The sequence below is a fragment of the Calidithermus chliarophilus DSM 9957 genome (genome assembly GCF_000430045.1).
In the GTDB taxonomy this organism is placed as follows: domain Bacteria; phylum Deinococcota; class Deinococci; order Deinococcales; family Thermaceae; genus Calidithermus; species Calidithermus chliarophilus.
The window spans coordinates 1,911,245-1,933,792 of record NZ_KE387023.1 but is presented as its reverse complement, the minus strand read 5'-3'; the positions used below and the strand labels follow the sequence as shown (position 1 = coordinate 1,933,792).

Below are 22,548 nucleotides of genomic sequence, written 5' to 3'. Positions count from 1 at the left end.
GGCGGGCGGGGCTTGCGGAGGGGCCGGGGGGGCGGGCGGGGTCTGCGCCAGCACCGGCTGGGGGAAGCGGTCGAGCGGCAGGGCCACCGGGTAGACGGGCTTGCTCGAGGGCCCGAAGTAGTAGACCTCGAGGCCGCACCACACCTCCTCCTTGCCCTTGGGCGCGGCGTTGGCGTGGATCGAGACGAAGAGGTGCTTGCCCTGGGCCAGCGCCACCCGCTTGGAGAGGTCGGTGCGCTTGTCGGCGGAGAAGGCGCGGTCGTCCTCGCGGGTGTAGGTCACCTCGAGCCCGGCGGCCCGCAGCAGGCTGCCCACCCGGCGGGCGACCTCGAGGTTGACCGCCTTCTCGGTCACCAGCCCGATGGCCCCGGGGTCGGGGCCGCCGTGACCAGGGTCGAGCACCACCGAGAACAGCCGCCCGGAAGCCTTGACGAAGCTGAACGGGGGCAACTGCGGCAAGGGGGCGGGGTCCACGAAGGCGCCCGAGATGTCGAGCACCAGCCGCTCGCCCTGCTGGCCCGCCGCCGGGGCCAGCCCGGTCTTGCGGAACCCCCAGCTCCTGCCCACCCCCTGCGGCGTGAGCAGGGTGACCACCGCGTCGGAGCCCTTCTGCTCGAGCACGTAGCCGCTGAGCTCGGGGGTGCCGACCTGCTTGATCGCGGGCCGCACGCTCTGGCCCGGCAGGGTGAGCCGCAGCGCGGGGCCCAGGGGCTCGAGCCGGAGCGTCGCCTGGGGCGGGATGTCCAACACCACCCGGGTGTAGCCGGGGTGGTCGCCGATGCGCGGAGGGTTGAGCTGGACGGCCCCGGCCAGGGAGGCCAGGGCGATGAGGCCGATCAATGCGGTTCTGAACATGGCTTCCCGGGTCCAGTGTATGCGCGGGGCGCTTGCCTTGGGGTGAAGCGGGATTTTCACCTGGCCTTAAGGCGGCTCTCATCGCCTCTCCCGCGAACGCCCGCCGCTCCTGGTGAAGCCGCCATAGGCGGCCCGGCATACGCCGGTACTCAGGCGGGCGTTTTACCCCACACGGCCAACCTGGCTTGTGCGGGGTATTCGTGGGAACCGCCCTCAGGCACCGGCAGCCCCCTTCTCAGCCTCGTCACGGCGGGCTGGGGAATAATCGGCCTCATGCACCTGCGGGCCTCGCTGACCCTCGAGCTCACCCAAGCCCTCCTGGCTCACCTCCTCGCCCAGCCCCTCAAGGGCCTCGACCTGCCCTTGGAGGTGCGGGCCTTGCGCCTCACGCTGGGGCGGCTGCACGGCGGGGAGGTGCGCGAGCTGCGGCTGGAGCCCGGGCTGCTGCACCTGGGCGTGGGCTTCGCCAGTGGTCCCCACGCCGAGCTGCGGCTGCGGCACCTCGGCTTCGACCCCCCTACCCAGACCCTGCGGCTGCGGGTCGAGCACCTGCACGCGGGCGGCTTCCCCGGGGCCATGCTGCTCAACCTGGCCCCGGCGAAGGTGCTCGAGGTGGCCGCCGCCCAGGCCAACCAGCGGCTGCCGGGCCTGCTCAGCCCAGGCCCCGACCGGACCCTCGAGCTCCGCCTCGCTCCCCTGCAGGAGCGGCTGCGCCAGGAGCCCCGGTTGCGCGAGGCCCTGGCCGCGCTCGGGCTCGAGGCGAGGCCCGAGCTCGAGCTGCGCGACCTGCAATTCCGGCTCGAGCAGCTCTGGCTCGAGCTCGACGGCGGCTTCTGAGCCGGCCGGGCTCAGACCACCTTGCGCCGCAGGTTGGACACCACCAGGCTCGAGGCCAGCGTGAGCCCGGCGAGGAAGGTCAGCAGGCCGCTGACCTCGGTGCGGGTGGGCTTCCACCCCACTGCCTTGCCCAGCTTGCGGTAGGCGTCCATGAGCGCCTGGGCCGACTCGGCCGCGTAGTACTCCCCGCCCGTGGCCTCGGCGATGGCCCGCAGGGTCTCCTCGTCGAAGGCCATCCAGTTGTTGGAGGTCCAGTCCTCCTCGCTCTGGCGGCGGCCCAGGCCGATGGTATGCACCACCACGCCCATCGCCTTGGCCTCCTCGACGACCTCGAGCGGCTCGACTCCCCAGTTGTTGCGCCCGTCCGACAGCAGCACCACGGTCGAGGGCCCCAGCGGCTTGCCCGCTTCGTCGAGAGGGAACTGCGACAGGCTCTCCCGCAGCCCCTCGCCGATGGCCGTGCGGCGGGCGAGCTCGAGGCTCTCGATCTGCTCGAGCACCCGTGCGTGGTCGGCGGTGAGCGGGACCACGGTGCTGGCATACCCGGCGAAGCTCACCAGCGCCACCTTAGCGCCCGGGGGCAGGACCTTCACGAAGGTCTGGGCCGCAGTTTTGGCAGCGTCCAGGCGGCTGGGCTCGATGTCGGTGGCCCGCATGGACAGGCTGATGTCGATGGTCAGCACCACCCCCGCCAGGTTGTCGGGCATCAGCACGCTGGCCTGGGGCCGGGCCAGGGCCACGACGCCCAGCGCCAGGGCCAGCAGGTACAGCCCCGCCCCCAGGTGGCGCTTCCAGGCCGAGCGGGGCAAGGACGTGAATTGCTTGGGGTCGGGGAATAAGACGTAAGCGCTGGACGTCGCTTTGGCGATTCTGCGGCGGTATTCCCACACCAGGATGGGCAAAACCAGCAGCAACAGCAGCAACTGCGGCGCTTGAAAATCCATAGTTACCCCTGAGAGTACCGCTCGAGTTTGTAGGTTTGGTGAAGGCTCGAGTGTAGGCGGATTTACCTAATTCGTCGCTCAACAGAACCGGGATCCAAAAAAGCAGGGGCGGCCCGTGGACCGCCCCTGCGCGCGAAGCCGCCCGGCAGGCTCATACCCGATTCGGTCAGTCCGGCGCCGAACGGCGGCGGACTGACAGGGCCGAAGGGAGCGCTCTGGGATTCGAAAAGATAGCCTCTGACTCTTCTGTCAAATGAGATTATCTTTTCGAATCCGGTATCAGTCGGTGGCTTCCGCGGGAGCTTCCTTGCTCTTGCGGATGCCCTGAAGCACCAGCTCGGAGATGTCGAGCACCTGCGGGGCCTGGCCCTCGGGCTCCTGGGCGGTCTCCACGTTCATCATCTGCATGCAGAAGGGGCAGCCCACCGCGATGGTGCTGGCGCCGGTGGCCTTGAGCTCACGGTAGCGGTTGGTGCTCACGCGCTCGGCGCCGGGCTCCTCCTCCTTCCAGAACTGGGCACCGCCCGCGCCGCAGCAGAAGGAGTTCTTGCCGTGCCGGGGCGGCTCGCTGAGCGTAAGCCCCACGTCCTTGAGCACCTCGCGGGGCTCGTCGAAGACCCCGTTGTGGCGACCTAAGTAGCAGGGGTCGTGGTAGGTGACGCTCTGGTCGCCGTCCATCGGCAAAGGCTGCAGGCGCTTGGCGTCGATGAGCTCGGCGATGTACTCGCTGTGGTGCTTGACGGTGTAGTGGCCGCCGAAGTCCTTGTACTCGTTGGCGATGGTGTGGAAGCAGTGGGGGCAGGTGGTGACGATGGTCTTGGGCTTGGCCTCCATGACCGCGTTCAGGGTCTCCACGTTCTCGGTGGCGAGCTGCATGAACAAGAACTCGTTGCCCGCCCGCCGCGCCGCGTCGCCGGTGCACTTCTCCTGCTTGCCCAGCACCGCCCAGTTCACGCCCGACTCGTGCAGGATCTCGGCGAAGGCCCGGGCGGTCTTCTGGGCGCGGGGGTCGTAGCTCGGGGCGCAGCCCACCCAGTAGAGCACGTCGGCGTCGGGGTTCTGGGATACAGTCCTGACCTCGAAGGGCAGGCCCTCGGCCCAGGCCATGCGCTTGTCCTGGCCGATGTTCCAGGGGTTGCCGTTGCGCTCCATGCCGCGGAAGGCTTGCCCGAGCTGGGCCGGGAACTCGCCTTGCATCATCACCCGCTCGCGGCGGATGTCGATGATGTGCAACATCTGCTCGTTGCCCACCGGGCAGACCTCGACGCAGGCGTTGCAGGTGGTGCACGCCCACACGCTCTCCTCGTTGGTGGCGAAGTCGAGGAGCGGGCGCGGGCTCTCTCCCCCCGCAGCGAAGGCGGGCAGGATCTGGTTGAGCTCGTAGCGCTCGGAGATGAGGATGGCGGCGGGCGAGAGCGCCTTGCCGGTGGCGTAGGCCGGGCACACGTCCTGGCAGCGGTTGCACTGGATGCAGCTATACGCGTCGAGCAGGCGGGGCCAGGTGAAGTCCTCGAGCTTGGTTACGCCGAACTTCTCCATCTTCTCGAGCTCTTCGAAGTCCTTGGCAATGGGCAGCAGTGCCCCCGGCTTCTCCTTCTTGAGCGCGATGTTGATGGGCGCGAGGAAGAGGTGGATGTGCTTGGAGCGGGCGAAGTAGGGGACGAAGAGCATGATCGAGCCCAAAGCACCCCACCAGAAGAAGTGCTCGAGGAAGACGATCTCCCGCCCGTCGAGGTAGCCCAGCAGGTTGCCCACCGCCGAGGCCACCGGCTGGAAAGGGTCGGGGCCCTCCTCGGCGGCCTGCGCCGACTTCTGCAGCAGCCTCGAGCCCACGTGGAAGGTGATGAATGCGCTCACGATCAGCGAGTCGCGGCGGATGCCCCCAGGTGCTTTCTCGTGGATGGGCGTCTTCTCGCGCCAGCTAAAGGTGCGCCGCCCCGGCGCCGTGTTCCGGCGGATCCACAGCCCGATGATGCCGAGGAGGATCAGGGCGGTGAGGACGTCGCCCGTGAGGTTGACTCCGTTCCAAAACCCCCCGCGCAGCACCACCGGGAACAGGCCCTCGACCACGTCGAGCACGTTGAGCAGCAGGTAGTAGACGAAGCCGTAGAACACGAAGGCGTGCAGCAAGGAGACCAGAGGCCGCTTCTTGAACACCGTCTGCATGGTCAGGGTCAGCCAAAGCCCCCTGCCGATGCGGGCGGGAAGGTTGTCGAAGCGGTTCTCCGGCTTCCCCCGGCGAACGGCCCGGTACACCCGGTAGAAGGCCATCCCCCCGAAGTAGGCCGTGGCGGCCACCGCGAGCACGAAGAGGATTTTTTCGGGTACGCTCAGCATCAAGCCTCCAGAAACTTATACTCGGTATAAGATTATACCCCGAACTCCTCTACAGTCTAGCGTGTGGGGGGTGTATGGCCCAACGCCGATAGCCGATGGCCGATAGCTGATAGCTGATAGCCGGGCGCTGGGCTCGGGTCGTACGTCGTACGTCTTACGTCGTGCGCAAGACGCGAGACGCAAGACGCCCTTTCCTTACCCCCCTTAACAAGGGGGGTTGGGGGGATACCCCCTCCCCGCCGGCGGGGAGGGACGGGGAGGGGCAACCACGAGCCACGAGCTGACGGCTGATAGCTGACCGCTTACGGCTCTCTAAACCTCCACTACCCGGTAAACTTCCCGCCTTCCCTCCCGCACCAGGGGCACGAAGCGGGCGTACCAGGCCCGCCAGTCGGGGTCCTGGCCCATCTTGCCCAGGACGGCCTCGAGGTCGGCGAGGCTTTCGAAGTGGCTCTCGTTGACGAGGGTGTAGTAGGTGCCGGTCATGTCCACCAGCACCCTCGAGAGCGGGTAGCCCATGCGCTGCTCGATGGCCCGCCCTTCCTTCATCAGGGCCAGGGCGTCGCGGGTTTTGCCGAAGTGGAGATGGAATACGTCCCGGACTACGATCATGACGACCTCCTCGGTTCTCGCTGATGCGCGTTGTCTCCGGCCCGGTCACGGGCGGGGGGTTGGGGGTAGGACTCGAGGATACTCCCGCGCCACGCAGACGGTTGGGTTCATTCCAGAGGCGGGGTAGGGCCGGGGATAAGGGATAATGGGCGGCGAAAGGACAGGGCCACCTCAGGCCCCACGAAACCATGAGTACTGTCGCCGTCGCCTGGTTCTTGCTGCTGGCCTTCTCGGCCTTCAACCTCTACACCGCCTACCGCCTGCTCAAAGCCCGCAACCTCACCAACCTGATCTGGATCCCGGTGGTGGGCACCGTCATCCCCATCCTGCTGTTCGCCTGGAAGCCGGGGGGCCTGACCCTGCTCTCCTTCCCCGTGCTCCAGAGCATCGCGTTCTACGTGCTGATCACGATCGCCAACCGCAAGACGCCCTGAGCCGCGCCGCGGCGAACCCCCGGGTAAGAGGAAGCTGAATTGCAAGCTCCCCCGCCAGCGGGGAAGCTTAAGGAATCTAGGTAGCCCCGGAGAGGCTCAGCGGGGCTGGGCCAGCACCACGGCCCAGGCGTTGCCCACGCGGGAGAAGCCCGCGCCGAACTCCTTGTAGTAGGGGTTCATGATGGCGCGGCAGTGCACGCCCGAGCGCAGCCACCAGCGCACCGCCCTGGCCGGGCTGGGGCTGCTGCCCTTGAAGATGATCTCCGACATGCGGCTGTAGCGGTACCCGGCGCGGCTCACCCGCACCCGGGGGCCCACGCCGCCGTAGTAGTGGGAGAGGAAGCCCTTGCGGCCCATGTTGAGGGCGTGGCCCAGGGCCGCCTTCGCCAGCACCGGGTCGTACTTGAGGGCCGGGAGCTTGAAGCCGCCCCCGCCGCCGGGGCAGCGCACGCCCTGCGCGCGGGCCTGGTTGATCAGGCTCATCACCTGGGTCTCGAGCGAGGCAGCGAAAGAAAAACTGCACAACAGCAGAAATCCCAACACGATCCAGCGCCCCATGGCCTCTCTCCTTGGATGACCCGCCGAGTATACCCTCCTTCGCCCGGGGCGGGAAGTTCAGGGCCGGGGTGCTGGGTTTAGATCAAAAAAGGTTAAAGCTCAACCAGGCGAAAACCCCGCCCAGGATGGCCCCGACGGTGACCTCGAGGTAGGTGTGGCCCAGCAGTTCCTTCAAGGGCTCCTGCTCGGGGCCGCGCTGGATCACGGTGCGCAACTCCTCGAAGAGGTCGTTGAGGCGGGCGGCGTGCATCCCGGCGGCGCGGCGGATGCCGGTGGCGTCGTACATCACGATGGTGGCGAGCACCACGGCGATGGCGAAGTAGGTGCTGCCCCAGCCCTCGGTCATGCCAATGCCCACGGCCAGCGCGACGACGGTCGCGGAGTGGGAGGAGGGCATGCCGCCGGTCTCCATCAGCCGCTCCCACTCCCAGCGGCGTTCGACGAAGTAGTAGATGAACAACTTGAGGACCTGGACCAAGGCGCTGGCTAGCAGAGCCGTCCAGAGCACCTGGTTGGAGAGAAGTTCAGCCATATGCGGGTCAACCCGGGCTATTTTACAGGGTGCCCCGGCTAGGCCTGCCCCCCGCCCCGGCGGCGCACGGCCGCCTTGACGGTGTTGAACAGCAGCATGGCCACGGTCATGGGGCCCACCCCGCCAGGCACCGGGGTGAGCGCCGAGGCCACCCGCGCCACCTCGGGGGTGCAGTCGCCCACCAGGATATCGCGGCCCTGCTCGTTGCGGCCCACCCGGTTCACGCTTACGTCCACGACCACCGCCCCGGGGCGCACCATGTCGGGGGTGACGAACCCCGCCCGGCCCACCGCCGTCACCAGGATCTCGGCCCGGCGCGTAACCTCGGCCATGTGGGGGGTGCGGGAGTGGGCGATGGTCACGGTGGCGTTCTCGCGCAGCATCATGGCGGCGAGCGGCTTGCCCACCAGGTTCGAGCGGTTGACGATGACCACTTCCTTGCCCGCCGGGGAGATGCCGTAGTGCTTGAGCATGCGCATGATCCCGGCCGGGGTGCACGACTCGAGCGCCTCCTGCCCGCCCCACAGCCGCCCCGCGCTCATAGGAGTGAGCCCGTCGACGTCCTTGGCGGGGTCGATGGCCTCGAGCACCGCCTGCTGGCGGATCTGCTTGGGCGTGGGGAACTGCACCAGGATGCCGTCAACCGCGTCGTCGGCGTTGAGGCGGGCGATGTGCTCGAGCAGGGCGGCTTCGCTGGTGTCCTCGGGGAACACGTCGACCTGGCTGCTGAGGCCGAGCTTCTTGGCCTGGCGGTCCTTGAGCCGCACGTAGGAGACGGAGGCGGGGTCCTCCCCCACCCGCACGACCCGCAGGTGGGGCACGTAGGGCAGGCGGGCCAGTTCGGCCTTGAGTTCTTCGTAGACGGCTTCGGCCACGGGGGGGCCGGCGAGTTCGAGCATGAAGGCACTCCTCGTTGGGGATGGGGCTAGTTAGGGTTTGGGGGCGGGCTACTTCGAGGCGGTCGGGACTTCCCCGGTCTCGATGCGCTTGAGCAGGCGGGCCAGCACGCCGTTGACGAAGCGGCCCGAGTCCTCGCCGCCGTAGCGCTTGGCGATCTTGACCGCGACCTCGATCAAGGGCGGGTGGGGGGTCTTCTCGAAGAGCATCTCGTAGGCGGTGAGCCGCAGGATGGCGAGGTCGGTCTTGGCCATCTGGCCGAAGCTCCAGCCCTCGATGGTGGCCTCGAGCACCCCGTCCACGGCGGCGGCCTCGCGCCCGTAGCCCTCGATCAACTTGCGGGCGAAGTCCAGGCTCTCCCGGTCGAGCGGGTCGCCGTAGGTCTCGTCGTCGCCCTCGAGGTCCTGGGTGGCGTGGCTCCAGGCGGCCTCGAGGTCGCCCCCGCCGTTGGTGTACTCGAAGAGCACCTTGAAGGCCAGTTCGCGCGCTTTACGCCGCACTGCCGCCCTCCCGGTACTCCACCGCCACCACCGTGAGGTTCACGGCCCGCACCTTGAGCCCGGTCGAGGCGCTCAGGGCCTCGGCCACGGTGCGCTGGGCGTTCTTGGCGAGCTCGGGGATGGGGTGGCCGTAGTCCACGCACACGTTGAGGTCGACGCTTAAGGAGTCGCCCTCGCGCTCGACGCGCACCGGCTTGCCGCGCCGCCCGGAGATCATCTCCCCCACGCTGCGGGCCCCGGACTGGGCCAGGCGCAGTCCCTGGGCGCCCTCGAGGGCCAGGGTCACCAGCCCCACCAAGGCGTTGTCGGAAAGGTCGTAATCCACCATAGGGCTATCATAAAGCCGCGAGCGGAATACGTAGCCTCAACTATGATCCGAGAAAGGCTTAGCGGTCCGGGTCGGCGTCGGGGTCGTACCCTCGGTAGAGGATGGTGACGAGGCGGTCGTCGGCCTCCATGTCGATGAGCCAGCCCTTCTCAGTGCGGTTGAGCCTCAGGTCGTGCTCGAAGCGGTCCCACCCCACGCCGGGGTCGTTGCGGGCGAGCCTCCAGGCCTCCTCGACGGTGAGGTCAGGGCGGAGTTTAGGCTTCTGGTCGAAGTCCTGCTTCTCAGGGTTCCAGTAGGGATCTCCCATGAATTCTCGATACTTCTGGGCGATCTTGCCCGTCTGGATGGTCTCGAGCTCCACCCTCACCAGGGCCACGCCCCCCTCCACGCGCGCCGGGCCCAGCCTCCAGCGGTAGTCCTCCAGCGGCAGGGCCTCCCGCCGGGCCGCGCGCAGCACCGAGGGGGTGAAGCGGCCGAAGAAGGAGTTCTCGTAGGCCTCGAGGTCCCCCGTCCAGTAGTAGGCGATGCGCACCAGGTCCTTCCGCAGCAGGGCGTGGATGTAGCTGTCGGCGACCCTCACCGGGTCGCTGAGGTCGTCGGTGTACACGCTTTCATGCCTTGTCAATGCCATGAATATTCCCCCCACTAGCCCCAACACGAACAGAATCTTCAGCACTCCCAAGGACAAGTTCCGCATATCTACTCCAAGAAATCTCGTGTAGAAATCCGATACCTGCTCAGCAATATTTGTTCAAGCTTTTTTCTGTTCTCACGCTGAAGGGCACTGTAAATCTCAGCCGCAGAGTTCTTGTTTTCTTTGGCTTCCCCCGCTTCCATCCACTTGGCGATCTGGTTAGCCGCGTTCATCAGGGTGAGCTTGGGGTAGTACTCCTGAGCTAGAAGCCGTTCGAGCTTCCTCCGCCGCTCCCCATCGAACAGCCGCACCAGCGAGTAAGCGTCCACGCTGTCGATCAGGAGCGCCAGGTCGCCAATCTGCCTCGAGGCCTCCACGATCCGCAGCATGAAGTCCTGGGCCAGGCCTGGGGAGCCGGGGCTGCCGAGAAGGGCGGCTTGGGCAATCTCGCCCTTCTGGAACTCCATGAGGATCGAGGAGCGCTTGTAGAAGTCCCAGGAGCGGATGGCCTCGTCCGAGACCGAAGCCTGGCCGACCAGCCCGCCGATGAGGTCGTCCAGCCCGTCAAGGAGGAGGCTACCGATGGCATTGTTGCCCGCCTTGAGGTAGCCGAGAACGTGGTCAACGGCGTTGCTGTTGGTGATGCCCTCGAGGCCGGGCCGGTTGACGCCGATGGCCCCGACGGTTCCCGAGAGGTGGTCCTTGCGGGTGACATCGCCCACCAGGCGCTCGTTTTGCAGCCGGTAGGGGTCCTCGCCCGCCTTGCCCTCGGCCACCATCCGCTCGGCGCGGTGCCAGGTCGCCAGGCGTTCGCGGTTCATGCTGGCCCCCAGCAGGTCGCGCATGGCGTGTTCGGAGAGACCGCCCTGCTTGAACAACTTGGCAAGCTCTACGTCGAAGGAAGTCCCCATGAGGCGCAGCAGGCGCTCGATGTCGGCGAACATCTGGCGGGTCGCGTTGTCGAAGACGCCGCCCATGGCGAAGAAGTCGGGGCGGAAGTCCTCGAGGCGGGCCCCGTAGGCGTCCCGGTAGCGCTCGAAGACCCAGGCCTCGGCGCGGGGGAGGTCGAAGCGGATGTGGGCCAGCATGGAGGCCACCAGCGAGAAGACGATCTTGCCGACCTGGCCGGGGATGTTCTCCATCTGCTTCTGGGCGGTGGCGGTCTTGAAGGCTTCGCGCCAGTGGGGCTCCTGCTTGCTGGCGACGGCTCCCAGGTTGTCCTCGTAGAGCTTGTCGAAGTAGAGCACGCACCACAGCACGTAAGTGGGGTAGTAGTAGGTGCGCTCCTGGGCGAAGAGGATTTCGTTCTCGGTGACGTGGCCGTAGACCTGGGCGAACCAGTAGCGGTAGTCCAGGACTTCCTTACCGTCGGGGGAAAGCATCCGGCGGGCGCGGGCGCGCTGCTCTTGCAGCAGGGCCCGGGCGCTGCCGAGCATGGTCTTGTACTCTCGCTCGTCCTCGACGATGTTCTTGTTGGGGGGTTCGGTTTCGCTGCGTACCGGAGGGTTGCCCTTGAGGCGGCCCGTCTCCCGCCAGGTGCGGGCGGGCGGGGGGGCGCTCTGGGCGTGCAGCCCGGCCGGCGGCAACAGGGAGTAGCCCAGGCGGAGGGCATCGGCGAAGGCCCTGGGGGCTTTCTCCTGGAGGTAGCGCAACACCCCCTCGCGCTCGAGGTCCGTCGAGGAGGCCAGTTCGGCGGCGGCAGCGGCGCGGCCTCCCCCTGCCGAGGCGAGGTTTTCGGCGAGGCGCTGGGCCTTGTGCTCGAGGCTCTCGCCCATTGGCCGGCCTTGGGAACGGGGAGGGTGAGCTTTGGGGGGCTTAGCCGGGGCCGCGACCACCTCCGGCAGGGCGGGGAAGCCGCCGTCCAGCGGCAGGTGCTCGTGCTCCAGGCGCAGGTAAACCTCTTCTACCCGGCCGCCCCCGGCAGGCCGCCACTGGGCGTGGAGGTGGCCGAGGGCGGCGAACTGGCGTAGGTCACGGGCCTCCAAGCGCAGTTCCCCCAGCCGCCGCCCCTGGGCGTTGTACTCGGTGAACCTGACCTGCCCCTCTCCCGCCTGGCCCACCAACCGCGTGGTGTAGCCGTGGGCCGGATAGGCGGCGCGGCCCTCCAGTTCACCGTCGCGGCTTTGTAGGGTCAGGGTGCAGGGCTGCCCGGCGATGGAGGCCTGGCACACGTAAGTCCAGCGCTGAGGGTGTTTCTCGCGGAAAGCTTGCCGGCGGGTCTGCTCGGCCGCCTGGGCCGCCTGGCGCTGGCGGTACTCTTCCCGGTGCTGCTCCAGGGCGTGCTGCTGCTCAGGGCTGAGCTCCTCCCGGTGAGGGCGGTAGCTTGAAATGTGTCGATGACCGTCGTACGAACGGCCGTGGTCGTACTGGCGACCCATACCGTCCAGTTTAGCAGGATTGATTCTGTATTTTCCCTTAACGTAAAGAGCGGTTTTCCGGGGTGCTTTCGGGGAGCGTAGCCTTTGCAGTAGCCTGAATGACCGATGTTCTCTACCCCGCTCCCCGCCGAACTGCGCCCCCTGCTCGAGCGCCTGCTGGTCCAGGCCCAAGCCGACCTCTCGGGCAGCGACCTCGAGACCTTCAGCCTGCGCCTGGAGCGCTACCTGCCCGACCTCCACGCCGGCCTGGCGCTGGTGTACCCCGACGTGGAGGGGCTGCTCGAGGGGCTGCTCCCTATCCTCACCGCCGCCCACCGCGCCCGCGGCGCCGACCTCAAGCGCCTCGACGCCCACCGCCTGCTGGCCCCCGACTGGTTCCAGCGCCCGGAGATGATCGCCTACGTGGCCTACACCGAGCGCTTCGCCGGGACGCTCAAGGGCATCGAGGAGCGGCTCGACTACCTCGAGGAACTCGGCGTGCGCTACCTCCACCTCATGCCCTTCCTCAAGCCGCGCCCGGCCCCCCACGACGGCGGCTACGCGGTGATGGACTACCGCGCGGTGCGCGAAGACCTGGGCACCATGGACGACCTCGAGGCCCTCACCGCAAAGCTGCGCGCGCGGGGAATCGCGCTGTGCTGTGATCTGGTTCTGAACCACGTGGCCCAGGAGCACGAGTGGGCGGTGCGGGCCCGGGCGGGCGAGGCGAAGTACCAGCACTACTTCCACATGTTCTCCGACCGCACCCTCCCCGACGAGTACGAGAAGACCCTGCCCGAGGTCTTCCCCGACTTCGCCCCGGGCAACTTCACCTTCGACGAGGCGAGCGGCAAGTGGGTGTGGACCACCTTCAACCGCTGGCAGTGGGACCTCAACTGGGCCAACCCCGAGGTCTTCCTCGAGTTCGCCGACCTCATCCTCTGGCTCGCCAACCGGGGCGTGGAGGTCTTCCGCCTCGACGCCATCGCCTTCATCTGGAAGCGCCTGGGCACCAACTGCCAGAACCAGCCCGAGGTGCACGCCATCACCCAGGCCCTGCGCGCCGTGGCCCGCGTCGTGGCCCCGGCGGTGCTGTTCAAGGCGGAGGCCATCGTGGCCCCCGACGACCTGATCCACTACCTGGGCCAGGGCGAACACTTCGGCCTGGTCAGCGACACCGCCTACCACAACAGCCTGATGGTGCAGATCTGGTCGAGCCTAGCCTCGCGCGACGTGCGCCTGATGAGCGAGGCCCTGCGCCGCTTCCCCGTAAAGCCCACCAACACCGCCTGGAACACCTATTTGCGCTGCCACGACGACATCGGCTGGGCCATCGCCGACGACGACGCGGCGCGGGTGGGGCTCTCCGGCGAGGCCCACCGGCGCTTCCTCTCCGACTATTACTCCGGGCGCTTCCCCACCTCCCCCAGCCGGGGGCTGGTCTTCCAGGAAAACCCCCGCACCGGCGACCGGCGCATCTCGGGATCGGGGGCCAGCCTGGCGGGCCTCGAGCAGGCCCTGGAGCAGGGCAACCCCCGGCAGATCCACCTCAGCCTCGAGCGCCTGCTGCTGGGCCACGCGGTGGTGCTGGGCTTCGGCGGGATCCCCCTGCTGTACATGGGCGACGAGCTGGCCCTGCTCAACGACTACTCCTACCTCGAGGAGTCCGAGCACGCCGAGGACAACCGCTGGGTCCACCGCCCGCACATGGACTGGGACAAGGCCGCCCGCGCCAAGGCCGACCCCGCCTCGCCCGAAGGCCGCATGTACCACGGCCTGCTGCACCTCATCCGCGTGCGCCGCGCCACCCCCCACCTCCACGCCGCCCTCGAGGCGCAGATCCTCGAACCGCGCAACCCCCACGTCTTCGGCTACGTGCGCCGCCACCCGCTGGGCAACCTGGTCGCGCTCTACAACTTCAGCGAAGAAGTCCAGTACTACCCCGCCGAGGTGCTCTGGCAGCAGGGCCTGAGCCTGCCCCACGACCGCATCAGCGGCCAGCTCGTGCCCATCGAACACCATCTGGTGCGGCTCGAGCCGTATGCGCGGCTGTGGATCACGGATGAGGTGTAGGGTGGTAAGAGGTCGATAGTCGATGGTCGATAGTCGATAGCCGAACGCAAGACGCAAAACGCCTTTTGTTTACCCCCCTTAACAAGGGGGGCTAGGGGGGATACTCCCACAGGCCACAAGCCACGTGCCACTGGCTATTGGCCCTAGGCCCCTCGGCCCTAGACCCTTGACCCCCGACGCTCAACCCTAGCTTCCTTTCTCCGCGCGCGGCTGGTGCTACGGTGAGGTCATGGGCGCTTCCTACGCCACCCTCACCCTGCGGGATAACGAGCGGCTCGAGCCTTGCCTGAACGACCGGGGTTTTAGCGTGCAGCGGCGGCAGGGCTTCGCCGTCGTCGAGGTGGAGCCCGGCGAGGAGCACGTCCAGCGGCAGGCGCGGGGGCTCTCGAGCTGCACCGGCCAGCCGGTGGTGGCGGTGCTCAACCAGGACGACGAGCGGCTGCTGCTGTGGGTCTACGTGAGCGGTTCGCAGCGGCACTTCTACGACTCCAACCCCATGCACCTGGCCTGCCGGGTGTGCTCCTACGCCGAGTTCAGCGAGGGGGCGGTGGGGCGTGAGGCCGGGGAGATGGCCGGGCTGCTGGGCGTCCCCGAGAAGGCCAAGGCCCTGCGGTCGTGGCTGGGGCGCCGGCGGGGGCTGGGCTTTATCAGCGAGCGGCAGCGCCACGCCGCCATCGCGGGGTTGTTGGGGCTGCCCGAGCCGTTTCCCACCCGGGCCGCCGCCGGGTAGCATAGTCGCGTGCTGTTACACCTGCGCGAGCACACCCTCGACCTCTCGAGGCCCCGGCTGATGGGGGTGCTCAACCTCACCCCCGACTCCTTCTCCGACGGGGGCCGCTACGCCACGCCCCAGGCCGCCCTCGAGCACGCCCGCCGGATGGTGGCCGAAGGGGCCGACCTGCTGGACTTGGGCGGGGAGTCCACCCGCCCCGGCGCCGAGCCCGTGAGCGCCGAGGAGGAGAAGCGCCGGGTGCTGCCGGTGCTCGAGGCCCTCCTGCCCCTGCGGGTTCCCCTCAGCATCGACACCCGCAAGCCGGAGGTGGCCGCCGAGGCCCTGGCCCTGGGCGCACACCTGCTCAACGACGTGACCGGGCTGCGCGACGAGCGCATGGCCGCACTGGCCGCCCGCCACGGGGTCCCCGCCGTCGTCATGCACATGCCCGTCCCCGACCCCACCACCATGCAGCAGCACGCCCGTTACGCCGACGTGGTGGGCGAGGTGAGGGCCTTCCTGCAGGCCCAGGCGCACAAAGCCCTGCGGGCGGGGGTGCCCCAGGTGGCGCTCGATCCCGGCATCGGCTTCGGCAAGACGCTGGAGCACAACCTCGAGCTCATCCGCCGCCTGGACGAGCTGGCCGCGCTGGGCCACCCGGTGCTGCTGGGGGCGAGCCGCAAGCGCTTCATCGGGGCCCTGACGGGCGTCGAGGCCGCCGCGGAGCGGGTGATGGGCACCGTGGCGGCCCACCTCTTCGGGGTGAGCCGGGGGGCCCGGCTGCTGCGCGTCCACGACGTGAAGGCCCACCGCGAGGCGCTGGCGGTGTGGGAGGCCCTGGGGGCGCAGGAGGTGGCGGGTGGGTAGGATCGTGCTCGCCGGGATCGAGCTCTATGCCCGCCACGGCGTGCACGCCGAGGAGGAGAAGCTGGGGGCGCGCTTCGTGGTGGACGTGGAGATGGAGGTGGCCTTCGAGGGCAAGCCCGACGCCATCGGCTCCACCGTGGACTACGGCGCGGTGTTCCGCTTCGTGCAGAAGCTGGCGACCGAGCAGCGCTTCTACCTCATCGAGGCCCTGGCCGACCACCTGGCCGACGCCATCCTCGAGCGCTTCGGCGAGATCCGCACCCTGGTGGTGCGGGTGCACAAGCCCCACGCCCCCCTGCCCGGCGTGGTGCGGGACGTGTTCGTGGAGACGACGAGGGCGCGATGACCTACCCGGAGGCCCTGGAGTACACCGCCTCGCTGCTGAAGTTCGGCGTCCGGCTCGGGCTCGAGCGCTTCCGCGAGCTGCTGCGCCGCGCGGGCGACCCCCACACCGCCTTCCGCGCGGTGCACGTGGCCGGGACCAACGGCAAGGGCTCGACCACCGCCTTCATCGCCTCGGCGCTGCGCGAGGCGGGCTATCGTACCGGCCACTACCTCTCCCCCCACCTCTTCGACTTCCGCGAGCGCATCCAGGTGGACGGCGCCCTGATCCCGCCCGAAGCCTTCGCCCGCCAGGTGGAGCGCCTGAAGCCCGTGGCCGAGGAGCTGGCCCGCGACGAGCGCTACGGCCCGACCACCGAGTTCGAGCTGATCACCGCGGCCGCCTTCGGTCACTTCGCCGAGGAAGGGGTGGAGGTGGCGGTGCTCGAGGTGGGCCTGGGCGGGCGGCTCGACGCCACCAACGTCATCCCCCCGCCGCTGGCGGCCGTCATCACCAGCATCGGGCTCGACCACCAGGAGGTGCTGGGCCACAGCCTGCGCCAGATCGCGCTCGAGAAGGCCGGCATCCTCAAGCCGGGCGTCCCGGTGGTGACGGGCGTGACGCAGGAGGAGGCGCTGGGGGCCATCCGCGAGGTGGCCCACGAGCGCTGGTGCCCGCTGCACCGGGTGGAGCCCGCCGCCCTGCGCCGCGCCGACGGCTACGCCTACTACGCCTCCGACGCCCGTGGGCTGTCGGTCTGGCTGCCCGAGACGCCCCTCATCGGCCTGCAACTCGCCCTGCGGGGCACCTTCCAGCACGCCAACGCCGCCATGGCCGCCGCGACGCTCAACCTCCTGAGGAGCCGGGGGCTCGAGGTCTCCGACGAGGCCCTGCGGCGCGGCCTCGAGCAAGCCCGCCTGCCGGGCCGCTTTCAGGTCCTGCACCTGCAGGACCCCCCCCGCACCCTGGTGCTCGACGTGGCCCACAACCAAGACGGCGCCCGCGCCCTGGCGGAGGCCCTCGAGCACGCCTTCTCCGGCCGCAAGGCCCTCTTCGTGGTGGGCATGAAGTCCAACCACGACCCCGCCGAGTTCCTGCCGCCCCTGCGCGAGCACGTCGAGCGCCTGTGGGTGAGCCAGCCCCGCACCAGCCCCCGCCCCGTGGAGGAATTGCTCGAGGTCGCCCGCCGCCTCCACCTGCCCGCCGAGCCCGCCCCCAGCATCCCCGAGGCGCTGGAACGGGCGCTCGAGCACGCCGCCCCCGACCAGCCCGTCGTCCTCACCGGCTCGCTGCTGACGGTGGGTGAATTACCGGAGCCGTACCGTAGCCTGGCGGCGGAGGGGTAGGTGGCTCGAGTCGATGGTCGATGGTCGATAGCTGATAGCCGATAGCCGATAGCCGAACGCCAAACGCTAAACGCAAGACGCCCTTTCTTCACCCCCCTTAACAAGGGGGGTTGGGGGGATATTCCTTACCCCGCGTGCGGGGAGGGCCGGGGTGGGGTTTACCACGAGCCTTTCGCCCTTCGCTGATGGCTGATGGCTGACGGCTTACTGCTTAGCCCACCTGGACAACGCACCCTACAGCCGCAGATCGGTAGGGCGTACCCCCGTGGTGTCCACCTTCGCCAGCAACGCGCTCACGGTCTGGCCGAGGCCCGGGACTATCCAGCCGGGGGCGACGTCGGCCAGGGGGGCCAGGACGAAGGCGCGCAGGTGCATGCGGGGGTGAGGGACTGTGAGGCCGGGCTGCTCGAGGCGCAGGTCGTCGCACAGCAGCAGGTCGAGGTCGAGGGTGCGCGGGCCGCTGGGCTCGAGCCGCACCCGTCCTTCCCGTCGCTCGATGTCGAGCAGGAGCTCCAGGAGGTGCTGGGGCTCGAGGGCGCTGTGGAACGCCACCGCCGCGTTGAGGTAGGGGGGTTGTTCCTGCGGGCCGCCCACGGGGTCGGTGTCGTAGACGCGGCTCTTGCGTAGCTCCCGGGCCCCTGCCTCGCGCTCGAGCCGGGTCACCCCCTGCCGCAGGTGTTCGAGACGGTCGCCCAGGTTAGAGCCCAGGGCCACGGCGTAGCGGTGCACCCCAACACCCTAGCACGGCGGCCAAGGATCGGCCACGGCGGCGCTCGAGGTAACTTAAGGGGCCATGACCGCCGCTGCCGTGGTGCTGGTCCTGTTTCTGCTGATCCTGGCGTTCGGCCTCGTCAACTACTGGAGCGCCCTACGGGTCGAGAAGGCCCAGCAGGCCTGGTTCCGCGAGCACCTGCCGCCCGGGGTGAGCCTGGAGGACTTCCTCGAGGCCGCCCCCTACACCTTCAAGCCCCTCGTCAACTCCCGCGGCTACGGCATCATCGACCGGCGCAGCGGCGAGGAGGTCGGGCGGGCCAAAACCCCGGAGGAGGCCCAGGCCTGGATCGTGCTGCAGACCCTGGCCGAGCGGGGGGCTTCGCTCGAGGCCTAAAGCGCCAGCGGCGCCTCGCTGCCCGCGTGCGACAGCCGGCGGTTGACGCCGGCGATGAACCGCCAGTGCACCAGCCAGAGCCCGATCGCCACCACCCCCGCGAGTTCCCCCACCTGGCTCGGCACCAGCGAGACGATCTGCGCGGTGCACCAGCCGAAGCCGGAGAGCTCGCCGAAGCTCCTGAAGCCGGCCAAGCGGGCATCCGTCCGGGCCTGCGCCCGCAACGAGCGGCTGACGTTGTGGATGATGAAGAAGTCCTCGACGAAGTTGTAGGGGATCAGGAACATCAGCCACACCGACTTGGGGGCCGCCGCCCGGGCCTCGGGGCGCACGAGCTCGAGGCAGCGCTGGAGTGAGCGGCAGTACAGCGCCACCGCGACAAGGAAGATGACCACCAGGTCGAGCACCGCCAGCCAGCCCAGCCGCTCCACCGAGGCCAGCACGCCGCTACGCAGGTCGGGGTTGACGAACGGGTATACCAGGGCGGCCCCGATCGCGGCCGTCGCGGCGAGCTTGAAGAGTAGGAGCTTCATGGAGCCATACTACTCCTACGGAAGTAGCCCGGCTACTACGCTTCAGGGCAGCTTGAACTCGCTGCCGTCGAAGACGGGGTTGATCTCCACCCGGTTGACCCGGAACTGCGCCGACACCAAGGGCGGCACCGTGCTGCCCCGGATGCTCCCCGCCACCGGCACCCTCACCCCCTTGACCACGCGGTACTCGCTGTAGACGATGCCCGCGTCGAGGGTGTTGTTGCGCTCGTCCTTCGAGTTGACGCGGTCGGCCAGCAACGTCCCGTCGGGGCCTAGCAGGAAGCTGTAGCTGGTGTCCCCCTCGCGCACCGTCACCAGCGATCCCCTGAGCCCGAAGAGCTCGCCGTTGGGCCGGGCCTCGAGCTTGCCCTCCCCCCGGCTGGCCGCCAGCAGCGCCATCAGGCCCGCCTTGAAGGGCGTGGTGTAGCTGAAGGTGGGCTCCCGGCCTGCCTCCAGCGGCTTGGTCCCCTCCTTCTCGCTCCAGGTGTAGCCCCCCTGCGGCGTGATCTGCGCGACGTTGGTGACCTTGTCCCCCTGCAGGAACTCCCAGCGCCGCCGCTTGCCCTTGAGGTCGATGTACACCCGGATGCGGATCTCGCCCAGCCGCACCCCGGCCACGCTGCCCACGAGGGAATAGTCCTCGAGGTAGGTGCCGATCTGCTCGAGCGCCGCCCCGCCCATCGCCGCCCGCCCCCTGCCCAGCAGTTCCACCGCCGCACCGTCCTGCGCCTGCGCCAGCATCCCCCACAACGCCAACAAAGTCCCGGCTCGAGCCCACACCTTCATAAGCTCATCAGAAAATAAAAGCAGAAACACGGCAAGCCACGGCCCTACATTTGCTAGGAGGACGACGGCGATCGGCGATTAGCCATCAGCCTTCAGCCATCAGCGGTCAGCAGGAGGCCCGTGGTTCGTGGTAAGCCCCTCCCCGCGCGCGGGGAGGGTTTATCCCCCCCAGCCCCCCTTGCCAAGGGGGGAACAAGGCGTCTTGCGTTTTGCGTCTTGCGTTTTGCGTTTGGCGTACGACGTAGGACGTACGACGTACGACGCGCCACCCGCGCCAGCGTTCGGCGTCAAGCAGATGCCGGACTCACCTAAGCCCGCGCCGGAGGCGGCGTCTTGGGCCGTGCCTTGACCTTCTTGGCCTTGGCGCCCTTGGGCTTGGCGCGGTTTTCCAGGGCCTTCAGGCCGCCCACCAGGGTCCAGTCGAGGGCCTCGTCGAGGTTCTCGGCGAAGTGGAACCTGAGGTTCTGGCGCAGGTAGGCCGGGATGTCGGAGAGGTCGGTCTGGTTCTGCCTGGGCAGGATGACCTCGCGGATGCCGGCGCGGCGCGCGCCCAGCACCTTTTCCTTGACCCCGCCGATGGGCAGCACCCGCCCGGTGAGGGTGATCTCGCCGGTCATGGCGACGTCGTTGCGCACGGGGACGCCGGTGAGGGCCGAAACCACTGCGCTGGTGATGGCGATGCCCGCACTGGGACCCTCCTTAGGGATGGCGCCGGCCGGGACGTGGAGGTGCAGGTCGGTGCTGTCGAACTTCTCCAGCGGGATGCCGAAGCGCTCGGCGTTGCGCTTGGCGTAGGTGACGGCCGCGCGGGCCGACTCCTTCATCACCTCGCCCAGCTTGCCGGTGATGATCAGGCCGCCCTTGCCGGGGGTCGCGGAGACCTCGACGAACATGATGTCCCCGCCCACGGGCGTGTAGTACATGCCCGTCGCCACGCCCACCTGGGGCTCGCGGGCTTCGGCCTCGGGGAGGAAGCGCACGGGGCCGAGGTACTTCTCGAGATCCTGGTCGAGGATGCGCACGCGCTTCTTGCCCGACTCGAGCAGCCCCCGCGCCGACTTGCGCAGCACCGTGCCGATCTCGCGCTCGAGGTTGCGCACGCCCGCCTCGCGGGTGTAGGAGGTGATCAGGCGCGACAGCGCGGCGTCGGTGAAGACCACCTGGCTCTCCTTGAGGCCGTTCTCGCCGATCTGGCGCGGCAGCAGGTAGCGCTTGGCGATCTCGAGCTTCTCCTGCTCGATGTAGCTGGTGAACTCGATGAGCTCCATGCGGTCCATGAGGGGGCCGGGGATGTTGTCGGGGAAGTTGGCGGTGCAGATGAACAGCACCTCGCTCATGTCGAAGGGCACGCCCAGGTAGTGGTCGGTGAAGTCCTTGTTCTGGGCGGGGTCGAGGAGCTCGAGCAGCGCCGCGGCGGGGTCGCCCTGGTAGGAGGTGCCCAGCTTATCGACCTCGTCGAGCAGGAAGACCGGGTTCTTGCTGCCCGCCTGGCGCAGGCCCTGGATGATGCGGCCGGGCATGGCCCCGATGTAGGTGCGGCGGTGGCCCCGGATGTCCGACTCGTCGCGGGCGCCGCCCAGGCTGATGCGGTAGTACTTGCGGCCCAGCGCCTGCGCGATGGACTTGGCGATGGAGGTCTTGCCCACCCCGGGCGGCCCCACGAAGAGCAGGATGGGGCCCTTGTTGATCTCCTCCTCCTTCAGCTCGCCCTTGCGCACGCGCTCGAGCTTGAGCTTGCGCACGGCGAGGTACTCGAGCACCCGGTCCTTGACCTTCTCCAGCCCGTAGTGCTCCTCGTCGAGGATCTTGGCGGCCTCGGCGAGGTCGATCTGGTCGGTGGTGCGGGTGTTCCAGGGCAGCGAGACGATCCAGTCGAGGTAGGTGCGCACCACGCTGGCCTCGGCCGAGTCGGGGTGCATGCGGGCGAAGCGGCTGAGCTCGCGCTCGACCTCGCCGCGCACGGCCTCGGGTAGGTTCAAGGCCTCGATCTTCTCGCGCAGCTCCTCGACCTCCTGGTCGCCCTCCTCGCCGTGGAGCTCGCGCTGGATGGCCTTCATCTGCTCGCGCAGGAAGTACTCACGCTGGTTGCGGTCGATCTCCTCCTTGACCTGCTGCTGGATGCGCCGCTGGGTCTCCATGAGCTCGATCTCGGCGTCGAGCAGCACCAGCACGCGCTTGAGGCGCTCGGCCGCCGAGGCGATCTCCAGCAGCTTCTGCTTGTCCTCGAGCTTGAAGTCGACGTGGAAGGCGATGTAGTCGGCGAGCTGGGAGGGGTCTTCGAGGTTGAGCACGAACTGCGCGGTCTCCGGGGAGAGGTACTTCCCCTCCTTGAGCACGGTCTCGAAGCGGGCCTTGACCTCGCGGAACAGCGCCTTGAGCTCGACCTCCTTGTCCTGCGACTCGGGGATGGGCTCGACGGCGGCCTCGAGGTAGCCCTTGCGCTGCTCGTACTGGCTGACCCGCACGCGGGCGAAGGCCTGCACCAGCATCTGCACGGAGCCGTCGGAGTTCTTGCGCATGCGCAGGATGTTGCAGGCGGTGCCCACGAGGTACATGTCGTCGGGGCCGGGCTCCTCGAGCTCCTTGTCGCGCTGCGAGGCGATGAGGATGACCTTGTCGCGGGCCAGGGCCTCGTCGATGGCCCGGATGGAGACGGGCCGCCCGGCCTCGATGGGCATGACCATGGTGGGGTAGATGACCGAGCCGCGCACCGGACAAACCGGCAGGGTTTCAGGGATTTGGGTGTTGGGGTTGGGTTCGCTCATCGCATTCACCGTTATGGGCGGAGGTTGCAGGGCTGTAGGTCGGAACCACCGGACGGAAGGTATAAGTGCTAAGGGCAGTCTAGCGGTTTTGGCTGTGGGATTCGTGACCCAGTACCATAAGGGAATATCATGATGCGTGAGCGTGGTCGTGTCAAGTTTACTGAATCTCTAAAAATCAAGCGTGGCCGACGCCCCGGACGTTGCGGCGTAC

Annotated in this window: 23 protein-coding genes; 8 read left to right on the top strand and 15 right to left on the bottom strand. The window is 68.5% G+C overall.

Annotation, left to right across the window (positions count from 1 at the left end; all coding sequences use genetic code 11):
• Positions 1 to 855: N-acetylmuramoyl-L-alanine amidase family protein (locus MEICH_RS24405; protein ID WP_245587638.1), on the bottom strand; the 855-nt coding region annotated here is incomplete at its 3' end.
• 273 nt (positions 856 to 1,128) lie between these two features.
• Here MEICH_RS24405 and MEICH_RS0109495 point away from each other — a divergent pair.
• Positions 1,129 to 1,692 carry a hypothetical protein gene (locus MEICH_RS0109495; RefSeq protein ID WP_036218476.1) on the top strand — a complete coding sequence of 188 codons (564 nt, stop codon included), beginning with the start codon at positions 1,129 to 1,131 and terminating at the stop codon, positions 1,690 to 1,692.
• Positions 1,693 to 1,703: 11 nt separating this feature from the next.
• Here MEICH_RS0109495 and MEICH_RS0109490 read toward each other — a convergent pair whose 3' ends face one another.
• The 3 genes from MEICH_RS0109490 to MEICH_RS0109480 all read right to left on the bottom strand — a co-directional run bounded on the left by MEICH_RS0109490 (position 1,704) and on the right by MEICH_RS0109480 (position 5,585).
• On the bottom strand, positions 1,704 to 2,636 hold the full coding sequence (locus MEICH_RS0109490) for a vWA domain-containing protein (protein WP_027892422.1): 933 nt from the start codon (positions 2,634 to 2,636) through the stop codon (positions 1,704 to 1,706).
• Between the two features lie 279 nt (positions 2,637 to 2,915).
• A complete protein-coding gene (locus tag MEICH_RS0109485; protein ID WP_027892421.1) occupies positions 2,916 to 4,973 on the bottom strand; it encodes a (Fe-S)-binding protein in 2,058 nt (685 codons plus the stop codon).
• A gap of 312 nt (positions 4,974 to 5,285) precedes the next feature.
• A complete protein-coding gene (locus MEICH_RS0109480; RefSeq protein ID WP_027892420.1) occupies positions 5,286 to 5,585 on the bottom strand; it encodes an NIPSNAP family protein in 300 nt (99 codons plus the stop codon).
• 188 nt (positions 5,586 to 5,773) lie between these two features.
• Here MEICH_RS0109480 and MEICH_RS0109475 point away from each other — a divergent pair, with 188 nt between their 5' ends.
• A complete protein-coding gene (locus tag MEICH_RS0109475; RefSeq protein WP_027892419.1) occupies positions 5,774 to 6,019 on the top strand; it encodes a hypothetical protein in 246 nt (81 codons plus the stop codon).
• 96 nt (positions 6,020 to 6,115) lie between these two features.
• Here MEICH_RS0109475 and MEICH_RS0109470 read toward each other — a convergent pair whose 3' ends face one another.
• The 7 genes from MEICH_RS0109470 to MEICH_RS0109440 form a co-directional block, all read right to left on the bottom strand.
• Entirely contained in the window at positions 6,116 to 6,577 is a 462-nt protein-coding gene (locus MEICH_RS0109470; protein WP_027892418.1) for a CAP domain-containing protein, read from the bottom strand.
• A gap of 82 nt (positions 6,578 to 6,659) precedes the next feature.
• Entirely contained in the window at positions 6,660 to 7,109 is a 450-nt protein-coding gene (locus MEICH_RS0109465) for a divergent PAP2 family protein (RefSeq protein ID WP_027892417.1), read from the bottom strand.
• Positions 7,110 to 7,147: 38 nt separating this feature from the next.
• Positions 7,148 to 8,008: a tetrahydrofolate dehydrogenase/cyclohydrolase catalytic domain-containing protein gene (locus MEICH_RS0109460; RefSeq protein ID WP_027892416.1), complete on the bottom strand. Its 861-nt coding sequence runs from the start codon at positions 8,006 to 8,008 to the stop codon at positions 7,148 to 7,150.
• Positions 8,009 to 8,056: 48 nt separating this feature from the next.
• Positions 8,057 to 8,506: a transcription antitermination factor NusB gene (gene nusB, locus MEICH_RS0109455; protein ID WP_027892415.1), complete on the bottom strand. Its 450-nt coding sequence runs from the start codon at positions 8,504 to 8,506 to the stop codon at positions 8,057 to 8,059.
• Positions 8,496 to 8,834, bottom strand: a complete 339-nt coding sequence (locus MEICH_RS0109450; RefSeq protein WP_027892414.1) for an Asp23/Gls24 family envelope stress response protein — start codon at positions 8,832 to 8,834, stop codon at positions 8,496 to 8,498. The genes nusB and MEICH_RS0109450 overlap by 11 nt, the downstream gene beginning before the upstream one ends.
• Positions 8,835 to 8,892: 58 nt before the next feature.
• Entirely contained in the window at positions 8,893 to 9,465 is a 573-nt protein-coding gene (locus MEICH_RS0109445) for a hypothetical protein (RefSeq protein ID WP_157202693.1), read from the bottom strand.
• A 68-nt stretch (positions 9,466 to 9,533) separates the two neighbouring features.
• Entirely contained in the window at positions 9,534 to 11,846 is a 2,313-nt protein-coding gene (locus tag MEICH_RS0109440; protein ID WP_027892412.1) for a DUF5995 family protein, read from the bottom strand.
• Between the two features lie 105 nt (positions 11,847 to 11,951).
• On the opposite strand from MEICH_RS0109440, the gene MEICH_RS0109435 reads away from it, so the two are divergent.
• The 5 genes from MEICH_RS0109435 (at position 11,952) to MEICH_RS0109415 (ending at position 17,145) form a co-directional block, all read left to right on the top strand.
• Positions 11,952 to 13,898 (top strand): alpha-amylase family protein, encoded by a 1,947-nt coding sequence (locus tag MEICH_RS0109435; protein ID WP_051304075.1) that lies wholly within the window; start codon positions 11,952 to 11,954, stop codon positions 13,896 to 13,898.
• 229 nt (positions 13,899 to 14,127) lie between these two features.
• A complete protein-coding gene (locus MEICH_RS27080; protein WP_051304074.1) occupies positions 14,128 to 14,628 on the top strand; it encodes a hypothetical protein in 501 nt (166 codons plus the stop codon).
• Between the two features lie 12 nt (positions 14,629 to 14,640).
• Positions 14,641 to 15,477, top strand: coding sequence for a dihydropteroate synthase (gene folP / locus MEICH_RS0109425; RefSeq protein ID WP_027892410.1), 837 nt, complete (start codon positions 14,641 to 14,643; stop codon positions 15,475 to 15,477).
• Positions 15,470 to 15,823 carry a dihydroneopterin aldolase gene (gene folB / locus MEICH_RS0109420; RefSeq protein ID WP_027892409.1) on the top strand — a complete coding sequence of 118 codons (354 nt, stop codon included), beginning with the start codon at positions 15,470 to 15,472 and terminating at the stop codon, positions 15,821 to 15,823. The genes folP and folB overlap by 8 nt, the downstream gene beginning before the upstream one ends.
• Positions 15,820 to 17,145, top strand: a complete 1,326-nt coding sequence (locus tag MEICH_RS0109415) for a bifunctional folylpolyglutamate synthase/dihydrofolate synthase (protein WP_027892408.1) — start codon at positions 15,820 to 15,822, stop codon at positions 17,143 to 17,145. Before folB ends, MEICH_RS0109415 begins: the two co-directional genes overlap by 4 nt.
• Positions 17,146 to 17,379: 234 nt before the next feature.
• On the opposite strand, the gene folK is transcribed toward MEICH_RS0109415, so the two are convergent.
• Entirely contained in the window at positions 17,380 to 17,874 is a 495-nt protein-coding gene (gene folK, locus MEICH_RS0109410; RefSeq protein ID WP_027892407.1) for a 2-amino-4-hydroxy-6-hydroxymethyldihydropteridine diphosphokinase, read from the bottom strand.
• 64 nt (positions 17,875 to 17,938) lie between these two features.
• On the opposite strand from folK, the gene MEICH_RS0109405 reads away from it, so the two are divergent.
• On the top strand, positions 17,939 to 18,253 hold the full coding sequence (locus tag MEICH_RS0109405) for a hypothetical protein (RefSeq protein ID WP_027892406.1): 315 nt from the start codon (positions 17,939 to 17,941) through the stop codon (positions 18,251 to 18,253).
• Here the strand turns inward: MEICH_RS0109405 and MEICH_RS0109400 are convergent.
• From MEICH_RS0109400 to lon, 3 genes are all read right to left on the bottom strand, one after another.
• The gene (locus MEICH_RS0109400; protein WP_027892405.1) at positions 18,250 to 18,786 is read right to left on the bottom strand and encodes a hypothetical protein; all 537 of its coding nucleotides are present in this window, start codon (positions 18,784 to 18,786) and stop codon (positions 18,250 to 18,252) included. The genes MEICH_RS0109405 and MEICH_RS0109400 overlap by 4 nt on opposite strands.
• 42 nt (positions 18,787 to 18,828) lie before the next feature.
• Positions 18,829 to 19,572 carry a hypothetical protein gene (locus tag MEICH_RS0109395; RefSeq protein ID WP_157202692.1) on the bottom strand — a complete coding sequence of 248 codons (744 nt, stop codon included), beginning with the start codon at positions 19,570 to 19,572 and terminating at the stop codon, positions 18,829 to 18,831.
• Between the two features lie 308 nt (positions 19,573 to 19,880).
• Positions 19,881 to 22,337, bottom strand: coding sequence for an endopeptidase La (gene lon, locus MEICH_RS0109390; RefSeq protein ID WP_027892403.1), 2,457 nt, complete (start codon positions 22,335 to 22,337; stop codon positions 19,881 to 19,883).
• Positions 22,338 to 22,548: the final 211 nt, after the last annotated feature.